The sequence below is a fragment of the Rhodobacter xanthinilyticus genome, from assembly GCF_001856665.1.
In the GTDB taxonomy this organism is placed as follows: Bacteria; Pseudomonadota; Alphaproteobacteria; order Rhodobacterales; family Rhodobacteraceae; genus Rhodobacter; species Rhodobacter xanthinilyticus.
Genome location: NZ_CP017781.1, coordinates 1 through 14,133, shown reverse-complemented (window position 1 = coordinate 14,133; position 14,133 = coordinate 1). Strand labels below are relative to the sequence as shown.

Below are 14,133 nucleotides of genomic sequence, written 5' to 3'. Positions count from 1 at the left end.
CCCCTCAGCGGTTGTTCGAGAAGGTGAAGAGCGACTGGAGCGCGAACATCACGCGGTCGAGCAGGAAGCCGATGATGCCGATGGTGAAGACCGCGACCATGATCCGGGCGAGCGACTGCGAGGAGCCGTTCTGGAACTCATCCCAGACGAATTTGCCAAGGCCGGGGTTCTGCGCCAGCATCTCGGCGGCGATCAGCACCATCCAACCCACGCCCAGGCTGAGCCGCAGGCCGGTGAAGATCAGCGGCAGCGCCGAGGGCAGAACCAGCCGGGTGATCTTCTTCCGGGGCGAAAGTTTGAGCACTTTCGAGACGTTGACCAGATCCTTGTCGATCGAGGCGACGCCGAGCGAGGTGTTGATCAGCGTCGGCCAGAGCGAGCAGAGCGTCACGGTGACGGCCGAGATGATGAAGCTCTTGGGCAGCGCGTCCGAGCCGCCGACATAGACCGCCGAGACGACCATCGTCACGATCGGCAGCCAGGCGAGCGGCGAGACCGGCTTGAAGACCTGCACCAGCGGGTTGATCGCGGCATTGGCGGTGGGCGAGAGGCCCGCGACGATGCCGAGCGGCACGGCGACCACGGTGCCGATCAGGAAGCCGAAGAACACGGTCTGGATCGAGGTCCAGATCTGTTGGTAATAGGTCGGCTTGCCGGTGTATTGGCGCGTTTTCACCTTGCCGGTCTTGCCCTCGGCCGTGAGCTTGGCGTTGCGCTCATCCTGACGGGCGTAGAAATCGGCCTCCTTGGCCTTCTCGGTCATCGCGTCCTGGTGCAGCACGCCGACCTGTTCCCACACCGCCGCAGGGCCGGGGATCGCGCCGAGCGAGGTCTGCACCATCGGCGCGAGGGCCGACCAGAGCGCGAGGAAGGCCGCGATCGCGACGACCGGCACGCCGAGCAGGCGCCAGATATCCTTGAGCTGGCTGCGCGGCGTATCGCCGGCGGCGAGCCGCAGGATCGGGGTCAGCCAGGGCAGGCCGAGCACCTTGAACCAGCCGTCGAGCCGGGAGATGCGGGCAAACCGTTTGGCCCGGCGGTCTTCGCGCGCCTTCGAGGCGGCGGCGTTGGTGGCAATGGGGTCAATCGCGGTCATGGTCTTGTCCTGGCTGAGAATGGCGGGGAGGGGGCGCCCCGCAGGGCGCCCGGCAGGGTCAGTTCGCGACGACTTCGCCGCCCGAGACGGTTTCACCGTCCTTCAGGCCGATGGTCAGGCTGTCGAGATAGGCGTTGGGCTGGTGGCCGTCGTAGGGCACGCCGTCGATGATGTCGGCCGCCGGGGTCGGCTCACGATAGCCATCGGCGTCGAAATCGAAGGCCTCGGCCGGCAGGGTGCCGTCCTCGATCAGCGATTTCGCGGCTGCTTCATAGATATCGGGGCGGTAGACCTTCTTGGCGGTCTCGTCATACCACGCATCGGGCTTGGCTTCGGCGATCTGGCCCCAGCGGCGCATCTGGGTCAGATACCACACCGCGTCCGAGTAATAGGGGAAGGTCGCGTTGTAGCGGAAGAACACGTTGAAATCGGGCACCTCGCGCTTGTCGCCCTTTTCATATTCGAACGTGCCGGTCATCGAATTCGCGATCACCGCCTTGTCGGCGCCGACATATTCGGGGCGCGACAGGATCTCCACCGCCTCGGCGCGGTTGGCGTTCATGTCCGCGTCGAGCCATTCGGCGGCACGGATCAGCGCGCGGGTCAGCGCCTTCACGGTTTCCGGGTTCTCGTCGTTGAAGGCCGCGGTGACGCCAAAGACCTTCTCGGGGTTGTTCTTCCAGATCTCGTAATCGGTCACGACCGGCACGCCGATCCCCTTGAACACAGCCGCCTGGTTCCAGGGCTCGCCCACCGAATAGCCATGGATCGTGCCGGCCTCGAGGGTCGCGGGCATCTGCGGGGGCGGCGTGACCGAGAGCAGCGCATCGGCGCCGATCTGGCCCGAGACATCCTCGGGGCTGTAGAGGCCCGGGTTGATCCCGCCCGCGGCGAGCCAGTAGCGCAGCTCGTAGTTATGGGGCGAGACCGGGAACACCATGCCCATGTTGAAGGGCTTGCCCTCTGCCTTGAACGTCTCGATCACCGGCTTGAGCGCGGCGGCCGAGATCGGGTGCTTGGGCTTGCCGTCGGCGCCCATCTCGACATGGGGCTTCATCATCTCCCAGATCTCGTTCGAGACGGTGATGCCGTTGCCGTTGAGGTCCATCGAGAAGGGGGTGATGATGTCGCCCTTGGTGCCGTAGCCGATGGTCGCCGCGGTCGGCTGACCGGCGAGCATATGCGCGCCATCGAGCTCGCCCGAGATCACGCGGTCGAGCAGAACCTTCCAGTTCGACTGGGCCTCGAGCGTCACGAACAGGCCCTCATCCTCGAAGAAGCCCTTTTCCTTGGCGATCGCGAGCGGCGCCATGTCGGTCAACTTGATGAAGCCGAGCGTCAGTTCGTCCTTCTCGACATCGAACGCCATCGCCGGGGCGGCAAGGATCGTCGAGGTCAGCAGCAGAGTGGCAAAACGTTTCATGGTGTCCCTGTTGGTGTCGCGGTGTGTCGGTGGGCGAAAAAGAAAAAGCCGCTCAATCGGTCTTCACGGGAGGAGAAGAAGACCAGATCGAACGGCTTTGTTCGGTATCCCCTGCGTCGGGGATGCTTTGGGCGGAGCACATCGTTGCGCTCTCGCGTTACCCTAGTGATGCCGTTGCCGCGGCGCAGCGTCAATAAATCGCAGGGGGATTTCTGCCCGGCGGCGCGGGGCTGCGTAAATTTTCAGCCGACCGGGGCCGCGGGGTCAAAAACCCGGCAGTCGAAGAACTGATCGACGGGGAGAATCATCCGCCCGCGTTCGGAGGAGACCGCCGTCGGCGCCGCCAGCGCGCCTTCGAGCTTCTCCGAAGCGCCGGGCAGATCGGCCCCCGCGCCGCGCAGATGCAGCCGGTAAAGATCGGCGCGGAACACGGCGGCGGCCTTCTTCGCGGCCTCGGCCGGGTCGAGCCCGTGGCGCGCGGCGAGGCGCGTTCCGATCCAGGCGGCCTGGCTGCGCCAGGGGAAGGTCGCGGCCCCCGAGTAGAACTCGATCAGCCCGGGCACCGCGCGTTCCTCGCCCGAGGGCGAGATCAGCATCCGCCCCGACAGCGCGCGGTCGATGATCTCGGGCGCGATCGGCAGCCGGTCGGGGCCGGAGAGGATATCGGAGACGAGAAAACGGTTGCCCGGATCGCCGAGCCAGCGGCAGGCCCGCCAGACCGCGCGCATCATCCGCCCGGCGAGATCGGGGTTTTCATCGGCCCAGCCGCGCCGCACCGCGAGCACCTTCTCGGGCGAGAAGGCCCAGATCGCGGTGCCGGGCAGCAAGAGCTCACCCACGCCGCGCTCGACCGCGTAGGAGCCCCAGGGCTCGCCCACCGCGAAAGCGTCGATCTCGTCGGCCTCCATCGCCTGCGCCATCATCGCCGGCGGCACGGTATGGATCGAGAATTCCGCCGGCAGTTTCTGCCCGAGATTCTCGAGCCAGTACTGCACGAGCTCCATATGCATCGAGAAGGGGAAGGGCACCCCGATCCGCAGCCGCCCGCCCGCCGCCGCCAGAAGCGCGCGCCCCGCGGCGTAAGGGTCGCGGAAGTCAAAGCCGAAGCCCGCGCCGCGCATCTTCGCCGCGAGCCGGGGCGAGACGCCGATCACATCGCCATTGGCGTTGAGCAGTTGCAGCGCGTCGAACTCGACCCGCGCGCCGCCGAGCCCCAGCGCCAGCGCCACCGGCACCGGCGCGAGCATCTGCGCCCCATCGACCATGCCAAGCGCGAGCATATCGCGCAGCGCCGACCACGAGGGCGCGGGATGGAGCGCGAGATCGAGCCCCTCCTGTTCGGCAAAGCCGAGCGCCTTGGCGATGAACAGGGGCGCCGCATCGACCAGCGGCAGATAGCCCATCCGCACCGGCAGCACGCTCATTTGAGAAGCTCCGCCGCGGTGACGAGCGCTTGCGCCACATCGCCGATCTTCTTGCCCTGCGCCATCGCGGTCTTGCGCAGGAGCGCATAGGCCTCCTCCTCGGGGATATTGCGCGCGCGCATCAACAGGCCCTTGGCGCGGTCGATCACCTTGCGCTCCTCGAGCGCGCGGCGCGTGGCGGCCAGCTCGGCGCGCATCTTCTGCACCATCTGGAACCGCGCGATCGTGGCGTCGAGGATCGGCTTGATCCGCTCGGGGCGCAGCCCGTCGACGACATAGGCCGAAACGCCCGCCTCGATCGCCGCCTGGGTCAGCCCGCCATCCGAGCGGTCGACGAACATCGCCACCGGCCGCTCCATCGGCGAGGTCGCGAGCGTCAGCTCCTCGATCATGTCGCGCGAGGGCGAGGCGAGGTCGATCAGCACGAGATCAGGGCTGCGCTCGGCGATCCGCCGCGCCAGCCCGCTTTCATCGCCAATCACCATGACATCATGTTCGCCCGCCTCGCGCAGCCCGTCGACGATCATATGGGCGCGTTCACGGTCTTTCTCGACGACGATGATGGAGAGCGGTCTGGTCATTTCGGCCTCGTTTGCCCAAGGTTTGGGCGGGCTGCGGCGCGCTGACAAGAGAATTTCCCGGTTTTTGGCGCGCCGGCGCGGCTCAGGCGGCGCGTTGCGCGGCAAACGCGCGCCCGGCGCCCAATTTCCGGGCGCGTCGGAAAAGGCGGGCGGGCGCGTAATAGGCTTGAACGGCAAGGAGAGGCAGAGATGGCGGACAAGACGCGCGAGGAGATCGCCCGGACATTGGCGGCGGGGCGTGCGACGGGGCGTGGGCGGGTCTGGCTCGGCGTGGGGCTCGTGGCGGCGGTGGCGCTGGGCGGGTGGCTCGCGCTTGGGCCCGGCTCCGGCGCGGGCGGGGTGAGCTACACGACCGAAGCCGCGACGCGGGGCGATCTGACGGTGACGGTCACCGCGACCGGCACGGTGCAGCCGACGACCGAGGTCGAGGTTTCCTCGGAGCTTTCCGGCACGCTCGCCACGGTCGAGGTCGATTACAATGACGCGGTCGAGGTCGGGCAGGTTCTCGCGCGGCTCGACGATACGAAATTCAAGGCGCAGGTCGCCAATGCCGAGGCCGCGCTCGCCTCGGCGCGCGCCCAGCTCGCGCAGGCCGAAGCCACCGAGACCGAGACCCGCGCGATCTATGATGCGCAAAAGGCGCTCGCCGACCGGGGCGTGGTCAAGCACACCGATTTCGTGACCTATGAGGCGAATTACCTGCGCGCGCAGGCCTCCGTCGAGGCGGCGCAGGCGGCGCTGACGCTCGCGCAGGCGAACCTCGCGCTCGAGCAAGATGACCTCGACAAATCGGTGATCCGCTCGCCGATCAAGGGGGTGGTGCTCGACCGCGCCTATTCGGCCGGGCAGATCGTCGCGGCCTCGCTCAATGCGCCGACGCTCTTCACGCTGGCCGAGGATCTGCGCGAGATGGAGGTGCAGGTCGATATCGACGAGGCCGATATCGGGGTGGTGAAGGTCGGCGACAGCGCGCGCTTCACGGTCGATGCCTATAGCGGGCGGGCGTTTCCGGCGGTGATCAAACAGGTGCGCTACGCCCCCGAGGAGACCGATGACGTGGTGACCTACAAGGCGGTTCTGACGGTGGATAACGCCGATCTCGTGCTGCGCCCGGGGATGACCGCGACCGCGACGATCACCGTTGCCGAGGCGCAAGATGTGCTGATGGTGCCCAATGCCGCGCTGCGCTATGCGCCGCCGCAGGCCGAGACCGCGACGGGCGGCGGCGCGGGCGGGCTTGTGGGGCTGGTGATGCCGCGCCCGCCGGGGCAGAGCGGCCAGGCCACCAAGACCAGCGACAAGACGATCTGGGTGCTGCGCGCGGGCGTGCCGACCGAGATCGCGGTGACGCCCGGCGCGACGGATGGCAAGCGCACGATCGTCACCGCCGAGGGGCTCGCGGCGGGGGATCTGGTGATCACCGATCAGCGCGAGGCGGCGCAATGACCGCGCCCATCGAGCTGATCGGCATCACGCGGACCTATGGCGAGGGCGAGGCGATGGTGCGCGCGCTCGACGGGATCGACCTCAGGATCGAGGCGGGCGAGTTCGTCGCGATCATGGGGCCCTCGGGATCGGGCAAGTCGACGGCGATGAACATCATCGGCTGTCTCGACCGGCCGAGCGCGGGGCAATATCTCTTCAACGGCGTCGAGGTGGCCCGCCTCGATCAGGATCAGCGCGCGCTTCTGCGCCGCCATTATCTTGGTTTCGTGTTTCAGGGCTTCAACCTCCTGGCCCGGACAACCGCGCTGGAAAACGTCGAATTGCCGTTGATTTACAAGGGGATGGCGAAGGCCGAGCGGATCGCTCTGGCGCGCGATGCGCTCCATAAGGTCGGGCTCGACGGGCGCGAGGATCACACGCCCGCGCAGCTTTCCGGCGGCCAGCAGCAGCGCGTCGCGATCGCGCGGGCGCTGGTCAGCCAGCCGATGGTGATGCTCGCCGACGAGCCCACCGGCAACCTCGATACCAAGCGTTCGGTCGAGATCATGGAGCTGATGCAGCGGCTCAATCGCGAGGAGGGGCTGACGATCGTGATGGTCACCCATGAGGAGGATATGGCCGCCTATGCGAGCCGGCTGGTGGTGTTCACCGATGGCCGGGTCGTGCGCGACGAGAAGGTGGAGGCCCGTCATGCTCTTTGAAACCGTCCGCCTCGCGCTGACCGCGATCATCCGCAACGCGCTGCGCTCGTTTCTCACCGTGCTCGGCGTGGTGATCGGGGTGGCGGCGGTGATCGCGATGGTCACGGTGGGGCAGGGCTCCTCCGAACAGGTCGCGGCCAATGTCGAGGCGCTGGGCACCGATGTGCTGATCTTGCGCCCCGGTGCGCGGATGATGGGGCCCGGCGCGCGCGACAATGCGCCCGCCTTCAAGCTCGCCGATGTCGAGGCGCTCGAGGGGCTTGGCGCGCTCAGCGCGGTGGCGCCGGTGGTCTCGACCTCGGAAACCGCGGTCTTCGGCAACGCCAACCGCACCACCACCGTCACCGGCACCACCTCGGCCTGGCTCGAGATCGGCGGATGGGAGATCGCGCGCGGCCGCGCCTTCACCGCGACCGAGGACAAATCGGGCGCCAATGTCTGCATCATCGGCGAGACGGTGCGCACCACGCTGTTCGGCGCCACCGACCCGACCGGCGAGACGATCCGCGTGAAGGCGGTCTCGTGTCAGGTGATCGGGCTCTTGACGGCGAAGGGCGCGGGCTCGTTCGGGCAGGATCAGGACGATATCGTGGTGATGCCGGTGCGCACGGTGCAACGCCGGCTGGTCGGCGCGCAGGATGTCGCCTCGATCAGCCTGCAGGTGGCGCCCGGCGCCTCGACCGACCGCGCGATCGCCGATGTCCAGACCCTGATGCGCGAGCGCCGCCGCATCGCGATCGGCGAGGACGACAATTTCTCGGTCACCGACATGAAGGAGATCGCCTCGATGCTGAACTCGGTCAACACGGTGCTGACCGGGCTCTTGTCCTCGGTGGCGGCGGTGAGCCTGCTTGTCGGCGGGATCGGGATCATGAACATCATGCTCGTCTCGGTCACCGAACGCACGCGCGAGATCGGCATTCGCCTCGCGGTGGGGGCGCAGGCGCGGCAGGTGCTGACGCAGTTTCTGGTTGAGGCGGTGGTGCTCTCGGTGCTCGGCGGGGTGCTCGGCATCGTGACCGGGCTCGCGCTCGCGGCGGTGGCGGCGCAGATCATGGCGATCCCCTTCGCGCCGAGCCTTGGCGTGGTGGCGATGGCCTTCGGCTTCTCGGCGCTGGTGGGGGTGATCTTCGGCTATTTCCCGGCGCGCGCGGCCGCTCGGCTCGACCCGATCGACGCGCTGCGCCATCAATGAAAAGGGCGCCCCGGGGCGCCCTTTGATCAGAAGTCGAGGTTTTCGACGCTGAGCGCGTTTTGCTGGATGAAGTCGCGGCGCGGCTCCACCACATCGCCCATCAGCTTGGTGAAGATGTCGTCGGCCTCGGCCACGTCGTCGATCTTGACCTGAAGGAGCGTGCGCGCCGAGGGGTCGAGCGTGGTTTCCCAAAGCTGCTCGGGGTTCATCTCGCCCAAGCCCTTGTAGCGTTGCAGCGTCAGCCCCTTTTCGCCCTCGGCCAAGATCGCGTCGAGCAGGTCGAGCGGCCCGTGCAGAAGCTGGCTGCGGTCCTTGCGCACGAGCTTGGCGGGGGTGCCGTAGGTGTCGCGCAGATCCTGGGTATATTGGCCAAGACGCCGCGCCTCGCCCGAGCGCAGCACCGCGCCATCGAGCACCCGATGTTCCTCGACCCCGCGCAGCACCCGCGCGAGCCGCAGCCCGTGGTCCTGCGTCGGCCGCCCCGACCAGCCGCGCTCATATTCGAGCGCGATCTCGTCGAGCCGGGTCGCCACCGCATCGGCCACGCCCTGCGGATCGGCCTCCATCGCGCCGGTCAGCATCGCCCCCGCGATCGCGGCCTGTTCGAGAATGTTGCGCGGGTAATGCGTCGGGAAGGAGCCGAGGATGCGCTTGATCACGCGGGCCTCCTCGACGACGCGCAAAAGGTCTTGGCCCGAGATTTCCTCGCCAGTGCCGAGCCGCAGGATCGCGCCCTCAACCCCTTGATGCACAAGGTAATCATCGAGCGCGTTCTGGTCCTTGAGATAGACCTCGGATTTGCCGCGCGCGACTTTGTAGAGCGGCGGCTGGGCGATGTAGAGATAGCCGTGCTCGATCAGCTCGGGCATCTGGCGGAAGAAGAAGGTCAGCAGCAGCGTGCGGATATGGGCGCCATCGACGTCGGCGTCGGTCATGATGACGATCTTGTGGTAGCGCAGCTTGGCGAGGTTGAACTCATCGCGGCCGATGCCGGTGCCGAGCGCGGTGATCAGCGTGCCGATCTGGTCGGAGCTCAGCATCCGGTCAAAGCGCGCGCGCTCGACGTTGAGGATCTTGCCGCGCAGGGGCAGCACGGCCTGGTTCTTCCGCTCGCGGCCCTGTTTGGCCGAGCCGCCGGCCGAATCCCCTTCGACGAGGAAAAGCTCGGAGAGCGCGGGGTCTTTTTCCTGACAATCGGCGAGCTTGCCGGGCAGGCTCGCGACATCCATCGCGGTCTTGCGGCGCGTCAGCTCGCGCGCCTTGCGCGCCGCCTCGCGGGCAAGCGCGGCCTCGATGATCTTGCCGACGATCTGCTTGGCCTCGGCGGGGTGCTCCTCGAACCATTCGCCGAGCTTTTCGTTGACCAGGTTCTCGACCGCCGGGCGGACCTCGGAGGAGACGAGCTTGTCCTTGGTTTGGCTGGAGAATTTCGGATCCGGCACCTTGACCGAGAGCACGCAGGTCAGCCCCTCGCGCGCGTCATCGCCGGTGAAATCGATCTTCTCTTTCTTGGCGATGCCGCTGTCCTGGGCGTATTTCGTCAAGGTCCGCGTCAGCGCGCCGCGCAGGCCCGCGAGATGGGTGCCGCCGTCGCGCTGGGGGATGTTGTTGGTGAAGGGCAGCACGCTTTCATGGTAGCTGTCGTTCCACCACAGCGCCACCTCGACGCCGATGCCGCGCACCTCGCCGATCATGTAGATCGGCTCGGGCATCACCGGGGTTTTCGAGCGGTCGAGATATTTGACGAATTCGCGCACGCCGCCGTCGTAATGCAGCTCGATGCGTAGCGGCTCGGCGGGGCGTTCGTCCTCGAGGATGATCCGCACGCCAGAGTTCAGGAACGCGAGCTCGCGCAGGCGGGTCTCGAGCGTCTTGAAGACGTAATCGAGGTTCGAGAAGGTGCCCTCGGGGTCGGTGGCCTTGGACGAGGCCATGAAGCGCACCTCGGTGCCCTTCTCGCCCGGCGCATCGCCGATCTCGCGGACATGCTCGACACATTCGCCCTTCTCGAAGCGGGCGAAATAGACCTTGTCGTTGCGCCAGACCTTCAGCTCGAGCCAATCGGAGAGCGCGTTCACCACCGAGACGCCGACCCCGTGCAGACCGCCCGAGACCTTGTAGGCGTTGCCGCCCTCATCGGTGTTGTTGAATTTGCCGCCCGCGTGCAGCTGCGTCATGATCACCTCGGCGGCGGAAACGCCCTCCTCGGGGTGCATGTCGACCGGGATCCCGCGGCCGTTGTCGCGCACCGAGACCGAGCTGTCGGCATGGATTTTCACCGCGACGTAGTTGGCATGGCCCGCGAGCGCCTCGTCGATGCCGTTATCGACGACCTCATAGACCATGTGATGCAGGCCCGAGCCATCGTCGGTATCGCCGATATACATGCCCGGCCGTTTGCGGACCGCCTCCAAGCCCTTGAGAACCTTGATGGAATCGGCGCCGTATTCGGCTTTTTTCGGGGTCGTCTCGGTCATGCCTGCTGATCCTGTTACTTGCCCGCGATTTATAGGGGTTTGACGCGGGAATGTCACGCCAAAGCCACAAGATTTGGGGCTCAGGCGGGGGCGCGTTCCGCAACGGTTGAGAGGCCGGCGGTCTCGCTGACCTCCCAGAAGCGGCCGCGCGCGCCCAAGCTGTCGAAAAGCTCGGCGCCGGTGCCGGTCATCGCGGCCTGGGCGGGCAGCGCGCAGATCTCGTCGTAGAGCGCCGCGCGGCGGGCGGCGTCGAGATGGGCGGCGACCTCGTCGAGCAAAACCACCACCGCCTCGCCCGAGAGCGCGCGTGCATTGGCGAGGACGAGCGAGATCAGGAGCGCCTTTTGCTCGCCGGTCGAGCACAGCGCCGCGGGGATCTCCTTCTCGGCGTAAACCGCCTCGAGATCGGCGCGGTGCGGGCCCTCGAGGGTGCGCCCGGCGGCCATGTCGCGCCGGCGCCCCTCGGCCAGAGCGGTGGCCAGATCCTCGGCGCCGCCCTGGGTGATCGCAAGCCGCGCGGCGGGGAAGGCGGTGGCCGCCCCCGCCTGCGCCGCGCCGATCCGCGCCAGCGCCTCGGCCCGATGCGCCGCGATCTGCGCGCCCGCCTCGGCCATCTGCCCCTCGAGCGCCTGATACCAGCGCGCGTCGCGGGCCTCTTCCTTCAACAGCCGGTTGCGTTCACGCATCGCCTTTTCATAGGCGAGCGTGGCCTCGGCATGGGCCGGAAAGAACGAGAGCGTCACCCGGTCGAGAAACCGCCGCCGCCCCTCGGCGCCCTCGATCCAGAGCCGATCCATCGCCGGCACGAGCCAGAGAACCCGCAAGATCCGCGCCAGCGCCACCTGCGGCGCGAGCTTGCCATCGATGCGCACCTCACGCGCCGCGCCGGGGAGCGCCGAGGTCTCGATCTCATGGGGCTCAGTCTCGGCGCGGATCTTCCAGCCGACAGCCTCGGCGCGCCGCATCAGCTCCTCACTGCCCGCGCGCCGCAACCCGCGGCCCGGGCTCAACAGCGAGAGCGCCTCCAAGATATTGGTTTTGCCCGCGCCATTCGCCCCATATATCGCGGCTGGCCGGCCATCAAAGGCCAGCGCGGAGCGCCGATGCGAACGGAACTGCAACAGGTTCAGCTCCCGCAGCATCGGCCCCTCTTCTTCTTGGCAAAAATACGCAAATCCCCGCGAGGGGCTTGCGCTGCCCGTTCTCAGACGCGCATCGGCATCACGACATAGACCGCCGAGGTATCATTGCCCTCGCGCATCAGCGTCGGATCGCCCGCCGAGTTGAACAGGAACACGGCGTTCTCGCGGTCCACCTGGCTCGCGATCTCGAGCAGATATTTCGCGTTGAAACCGATCTCGAGCCGCTCATCGGCATAAGCCACGGCAAGCTCTTCCTCCGCCGCGCCGGCATCGGGGGCATTGACGGACAGCACCAGCCGATCCTCATCGAGCGCGAGCTTCACCGCGCGCGAGCGCTCCGACGACACCGTCGCCACGCGGTCCACCGCCTTGGCGAACTCGCTCGCATCGACCTCGAGGCGGCGGGTGTTGCCCATCGGGATCACGCGCGTGTAATCGGGGAAGGTGCCGTCGATGACCTTCGAGGTCAGCGTGATCACCGGGGTCGCGAAGCGCACCTTGGTTTCCGAAACAGAGACGGCGATATCGGCATCATCATCGTCGAGGAGCTTGCGCAGCTCGTTCACCGTCTTGCGCGGCACGATCACGCCGGGCATGCCCTGCGCGCCCTCGGGCAGCGCCGCGTCGATCCGCGCGAGCCGGTGGCCATCGGTCGCGACACAGCGCAGCGCCGGGCCCTCCTCGCCGGTCGCCACATGCATGTAGACGCCGTTGAGATAATAGCGGGTCTCTTCCGTCGAGATCGCGAATTTCGACTTGTCGAAGAGGCGCTTGAGCACGCCCGCCTTGGCGGCGAAATTCGCGGAATATTCCGAGCTCGCCATCACCGGGAAATCTTCGCGCGGCAGGGTGGCGAGGTTGAAGCTCGAGCGCCCGGCCTGGATGGTGAGCCGCCCCGCCGCCGGATCATCGGTCAGCGAAATCAGCGCGCCATCGGGCAGTTTGCGCACGATTTCATGCAGCATCACCGCCGAAACCGTGGTCGCGCCGGCGCGTTCGACCTGCGCGGGGGCCTTGTCGACCACCTCGATATCGAGGTCGGTCGCGCGGAAGGAGACGGTATCGCCCTCCGCCTCGATCAGCACATTCGCGAGGATCGGGATCGTGTTGCGCCGCTCGACGACCGACTGAGCCTGAGCCACGGCCTTGAGAAGCGCGGCACGTTCGATGCTGAATTTCATATCCATCCCTCACGGCGGACCGGCAGGAGAACCCCTGCGCGGATCAAGTTTTTACGGACATTCGGCCGGATCGGGCCGGGCGTCAAGCCTAGCTCAGCTTTCGAGCAGCCGCTTGAGGAGAACGATGTCCTCGGCGAGCTGCCGATCGGCGCCCTGAAGCTCCTCGATCTTGCGGATCCCGTGCATGATCGTGGTGTGATCGCGCCCGCCGAAGCGGCGCCCGATCTCGGGGAGCGAGCGGGTGGTGAGCTGCTTGGCGAGATACATCGCCACCTGCCGCGGACGGGCGATGGTGCGCACGCGCTTGGGCCCGATCATGTCGGAGAGGCGGACGTTGTAATGCTCCGCCACTTTACGCTGGATCTCCTCGATGGTGACCTTGCGGTCGGAGACGCGCAGGATATCGGTGAGGCATTCCTGCGCCAGATCGAGGGTGATCTCGCGGCCGACGAGCGAGGCGAAGGCGAAAAGCCGGGTCAGCGCGCCTTCGAGCACGCGGACGTTCGTCGTGATCCGATGCGCGAGGAATTCGAGCACGCCCTCGGCGATTTGCAGGCCCGGATATTGCGCGCGATAGGCCTCGGTCTTGGTCTGGAGGATGCCCAGCCGCAGCTCGTAATCGGTCGGGTGCAGGTCGACCACGAGGCCGCATTGCAGGCGCGACTTGATCCGCTCCTCGAGATCCTTGATCTCGCCCGGCGCGCGGTCGGCGGAGATCACGATCTGTTTGCCCTGATCGACCAAGGCGTTGAACGTGTGGAAGAATTCTTCCTGAGTCGAATCCTTGCCGGCGATGAATTGCACGTCATCGACCATCAGCACGTCGACCGAGCGGAACATCTCCTTGAAATCCATGATCTGGCGTTCGCGCAGGGCCTGAACGAAGCGATACATGAATTGCTCGGCCGAGAGGTAGAGCACGCGCGCCTCGGGGCGGCGGATCGAGAGCTCATGGGCGATGGCGTGCATCAGGTGGGTCTTGCCGAGGCCAACGCCGCCATAGAGGAAGAGCGGGTTGAAGGTCACCGGGCCGCCCTCGGCCACGCGGCGCGCAGCGGCATGGGCGAGCTCGTTCGGTTTGCCGACGACGAAGCTGTCGAAGGTGAAGCGCGCATCGAGCGGCGCGCCGGGCAGATCGGCCGCCTCGGTGGCGCGGGCGGGCGCACGGCGGGCGGCGGCGGGTTTTGCCACCTCGGCGGCGGGAATCGGGCGCGCATCGGGGACGCGAATCTCGAGCCGCTCGGCCACGATCCCGGCCACGCGCAGCTCGCGCAGGATCTGGTCGGCGAAATTGCGCGACACCCAGTCACGCAGGAATTTGGTCGGCGCCTCGACGGCGACGATGCCCTCGCTCAGCTCCAGCGGTTTGAGCGGCGCGATCCAGGTCGTGTAGTTGTTCTTGCCAACAGTCTTGAGAAGTTCATTGCACACCTGCCCCCAGGTTTCTTCGGTCATGTTCTTGCCTAT

At 67.1% G+C, this 14,133-nt stretch carries 11 protein-coding genes; 3 read left to right on the top strand and 8 right to left on the bottom strand.

The window, feature by feature from the left end:
• Window positions 1-4: 4 nt before the first annotated feature.
• The 4 genes from LPB142_RS00055 to LPB142_RS00040 all read right to left on the bottom strand — a co-directional run bounded on the left by LPB142_RS00055 (window position 5) and on the right by LPB142_RS00040 (window position 4,524).
• Complete coding sequence (locus LPB142_RS00055) at window positions 5-1,096, bottom strand: ABC transporter permease (RefSeq protein WP_071165175.1); 1,092 nt, start codon at window positions 1,094-1,096, stop codon at window positions 5-7.
• Window positions 1,097-1,154: 58 nt separating this feature from the next.
• On the bottom strand, window positions 1,155-2,519 hold the full coding sequence (locus LPB142_RS00050) for a CmpA/NrtA family ABC transporter substrate-binding protein (RefSeq protein WP_071165174.1): 1,365 nt from the start codon (window positions 2,517-2,519) through the stop codon (window positions 1,155-1,157).
• A 242-nt stretch (window positions 2,520-2,761) separates the two neighbouring features.
• Window positions 2,762-3,943: an ABC transporter substrate-binding protein gene (locus LPB142_RS00045; protein WP_071165173.1), complete on the bottom strand. Its 1,182-nt coding sequence runs from the start codon at window positions 3,941-3,943 to the stop codon at window positions 2,762-2,764.
• Window positions 3,940-4,524 (bottom strand): ANTAR domain-containing response regulator, encoded by a 585-nt coding sequence (locus LPB142_RS00040; protein WP_068765583.1) that lies wholly within the window; start codon window positions 4,522-4,524, stop codon window positions 3,940-3,942. The genes LPB142_RS00045 and LPB142_RS00040 overlap by 4 nt, the downstream gene beginning before the upstream one ends.
• Before the next feature lie 189 nt (window positions 4,525-4,713).
• Here LPB142_RS00040 and LPB142_RS00035 point away from each other — a divergent pair, with 189 nt between their 5' ends.
• From LPB142_RS00035 to LPB142_RS00025, 3 genes are read left to right on the top strand one after another with little or no spacing between them, the layout of a single operon-like run.
• Window positions 4,714-5,970: an efflux RND transporter periplasmic adaptor subunit gene (locus LPB142_RS00035; protein ID WP_071165172.1), complete on the top strand. Its 1,257-nt coding sequence runs from the start codon at window positions 4,714-4,716 to the stop codon at window positions 5,968-5,970.
• Entirely contained in the window at window positions 5,967-6,671 is a 705-nt protein-coding gene (locus LPB142_RS00030) for an ABC transporter ATP-binding protein (RefSeq protein ID WP_068765581.1), read from the top strand. The genes LPB142_RS00035 and LPB142_RS00030 overlap by 4 nt, the downstream gene beginning before the upstream one ends.
• Complete coding sequence (locus LPB142_RS00025; protein WP_071165171.1) at window positions 6,661-7,866, top strand: ABC transporter permease; 1,206 nt, start codon at window positions 6,661-6,663, stop codon at window positions 7,864-7,866. Before LPB142_RS00030 ends, LPB142_RS00025 begins: the two co-directional genes overlap by 11 nt.
• Before the next feature lie 26 nt (window positions 7,867-7,892).
• Here LPB142_RS00025 and gyrB read toward each other — a convergent pair whose 3' ends face one another.
• The 4 genes from gyrB to dnaA form a co-directional block, all read right to left on the bottom strand.
• On the bottom strand, window positions 7,893-10,343 hold the full coding sequence (gene gyrB / locus LPB142_RS00020; protein WP_071165170.1) for a DNA topoisomerase (ATP-hydrolyzing) subunit B: 2,451 nt from the start codon (window positions 10,341-10,343) through the stop codon (window positions 7,893-7,895).
• Between the two features lie 80 nt (window positions 10,344-10,423).
• The gene (gene recF, locus LPB142_RS00015) at window positions 10,424-11,485 is read right to left on the bottom strand and encodes a DNA replication/repair protein RecF (protein ID WP_071165169.1); all 1,062 of its coding nucleotides are present in this window, start codon (window positions 11,483-11,485) and stop codon (window positions 10,424-10,426) included.
• A gap of 62 nt (window positions 11,486-11,547) precedes the next feature.
• Window positions 11,548-12,666 (bottom strand): DNA polymerase III subunit beta, encoded by a 1,119-nt coding sequence (gene dnaN, locus LPB142_RS00010; RefSeq protein WP_068765682.1) that lies wholly within the window; start codon window positions 12,664-12,666, stop codon window positions 11,548-11,550.
• 93 nt (window positions 12,667-12,759) lie between these two features.
• Window positions 12,760-14,121 carry a chromosomal replication initiator protein DnaA gene (gene dnaA / locus LPB142_RS00005; RefSeq protein ID WP_071167060.1) on the bottom strand — a complete coding sequence of 454 codons (1,362 nt, stop codon included), beginning with the start codon at window positions 14,119-14,121 and terminating at the stop codon, window positions 12,760-12,762.
• Window positions 14,122-14,133 lie beyond the last annotated feature (12 nt).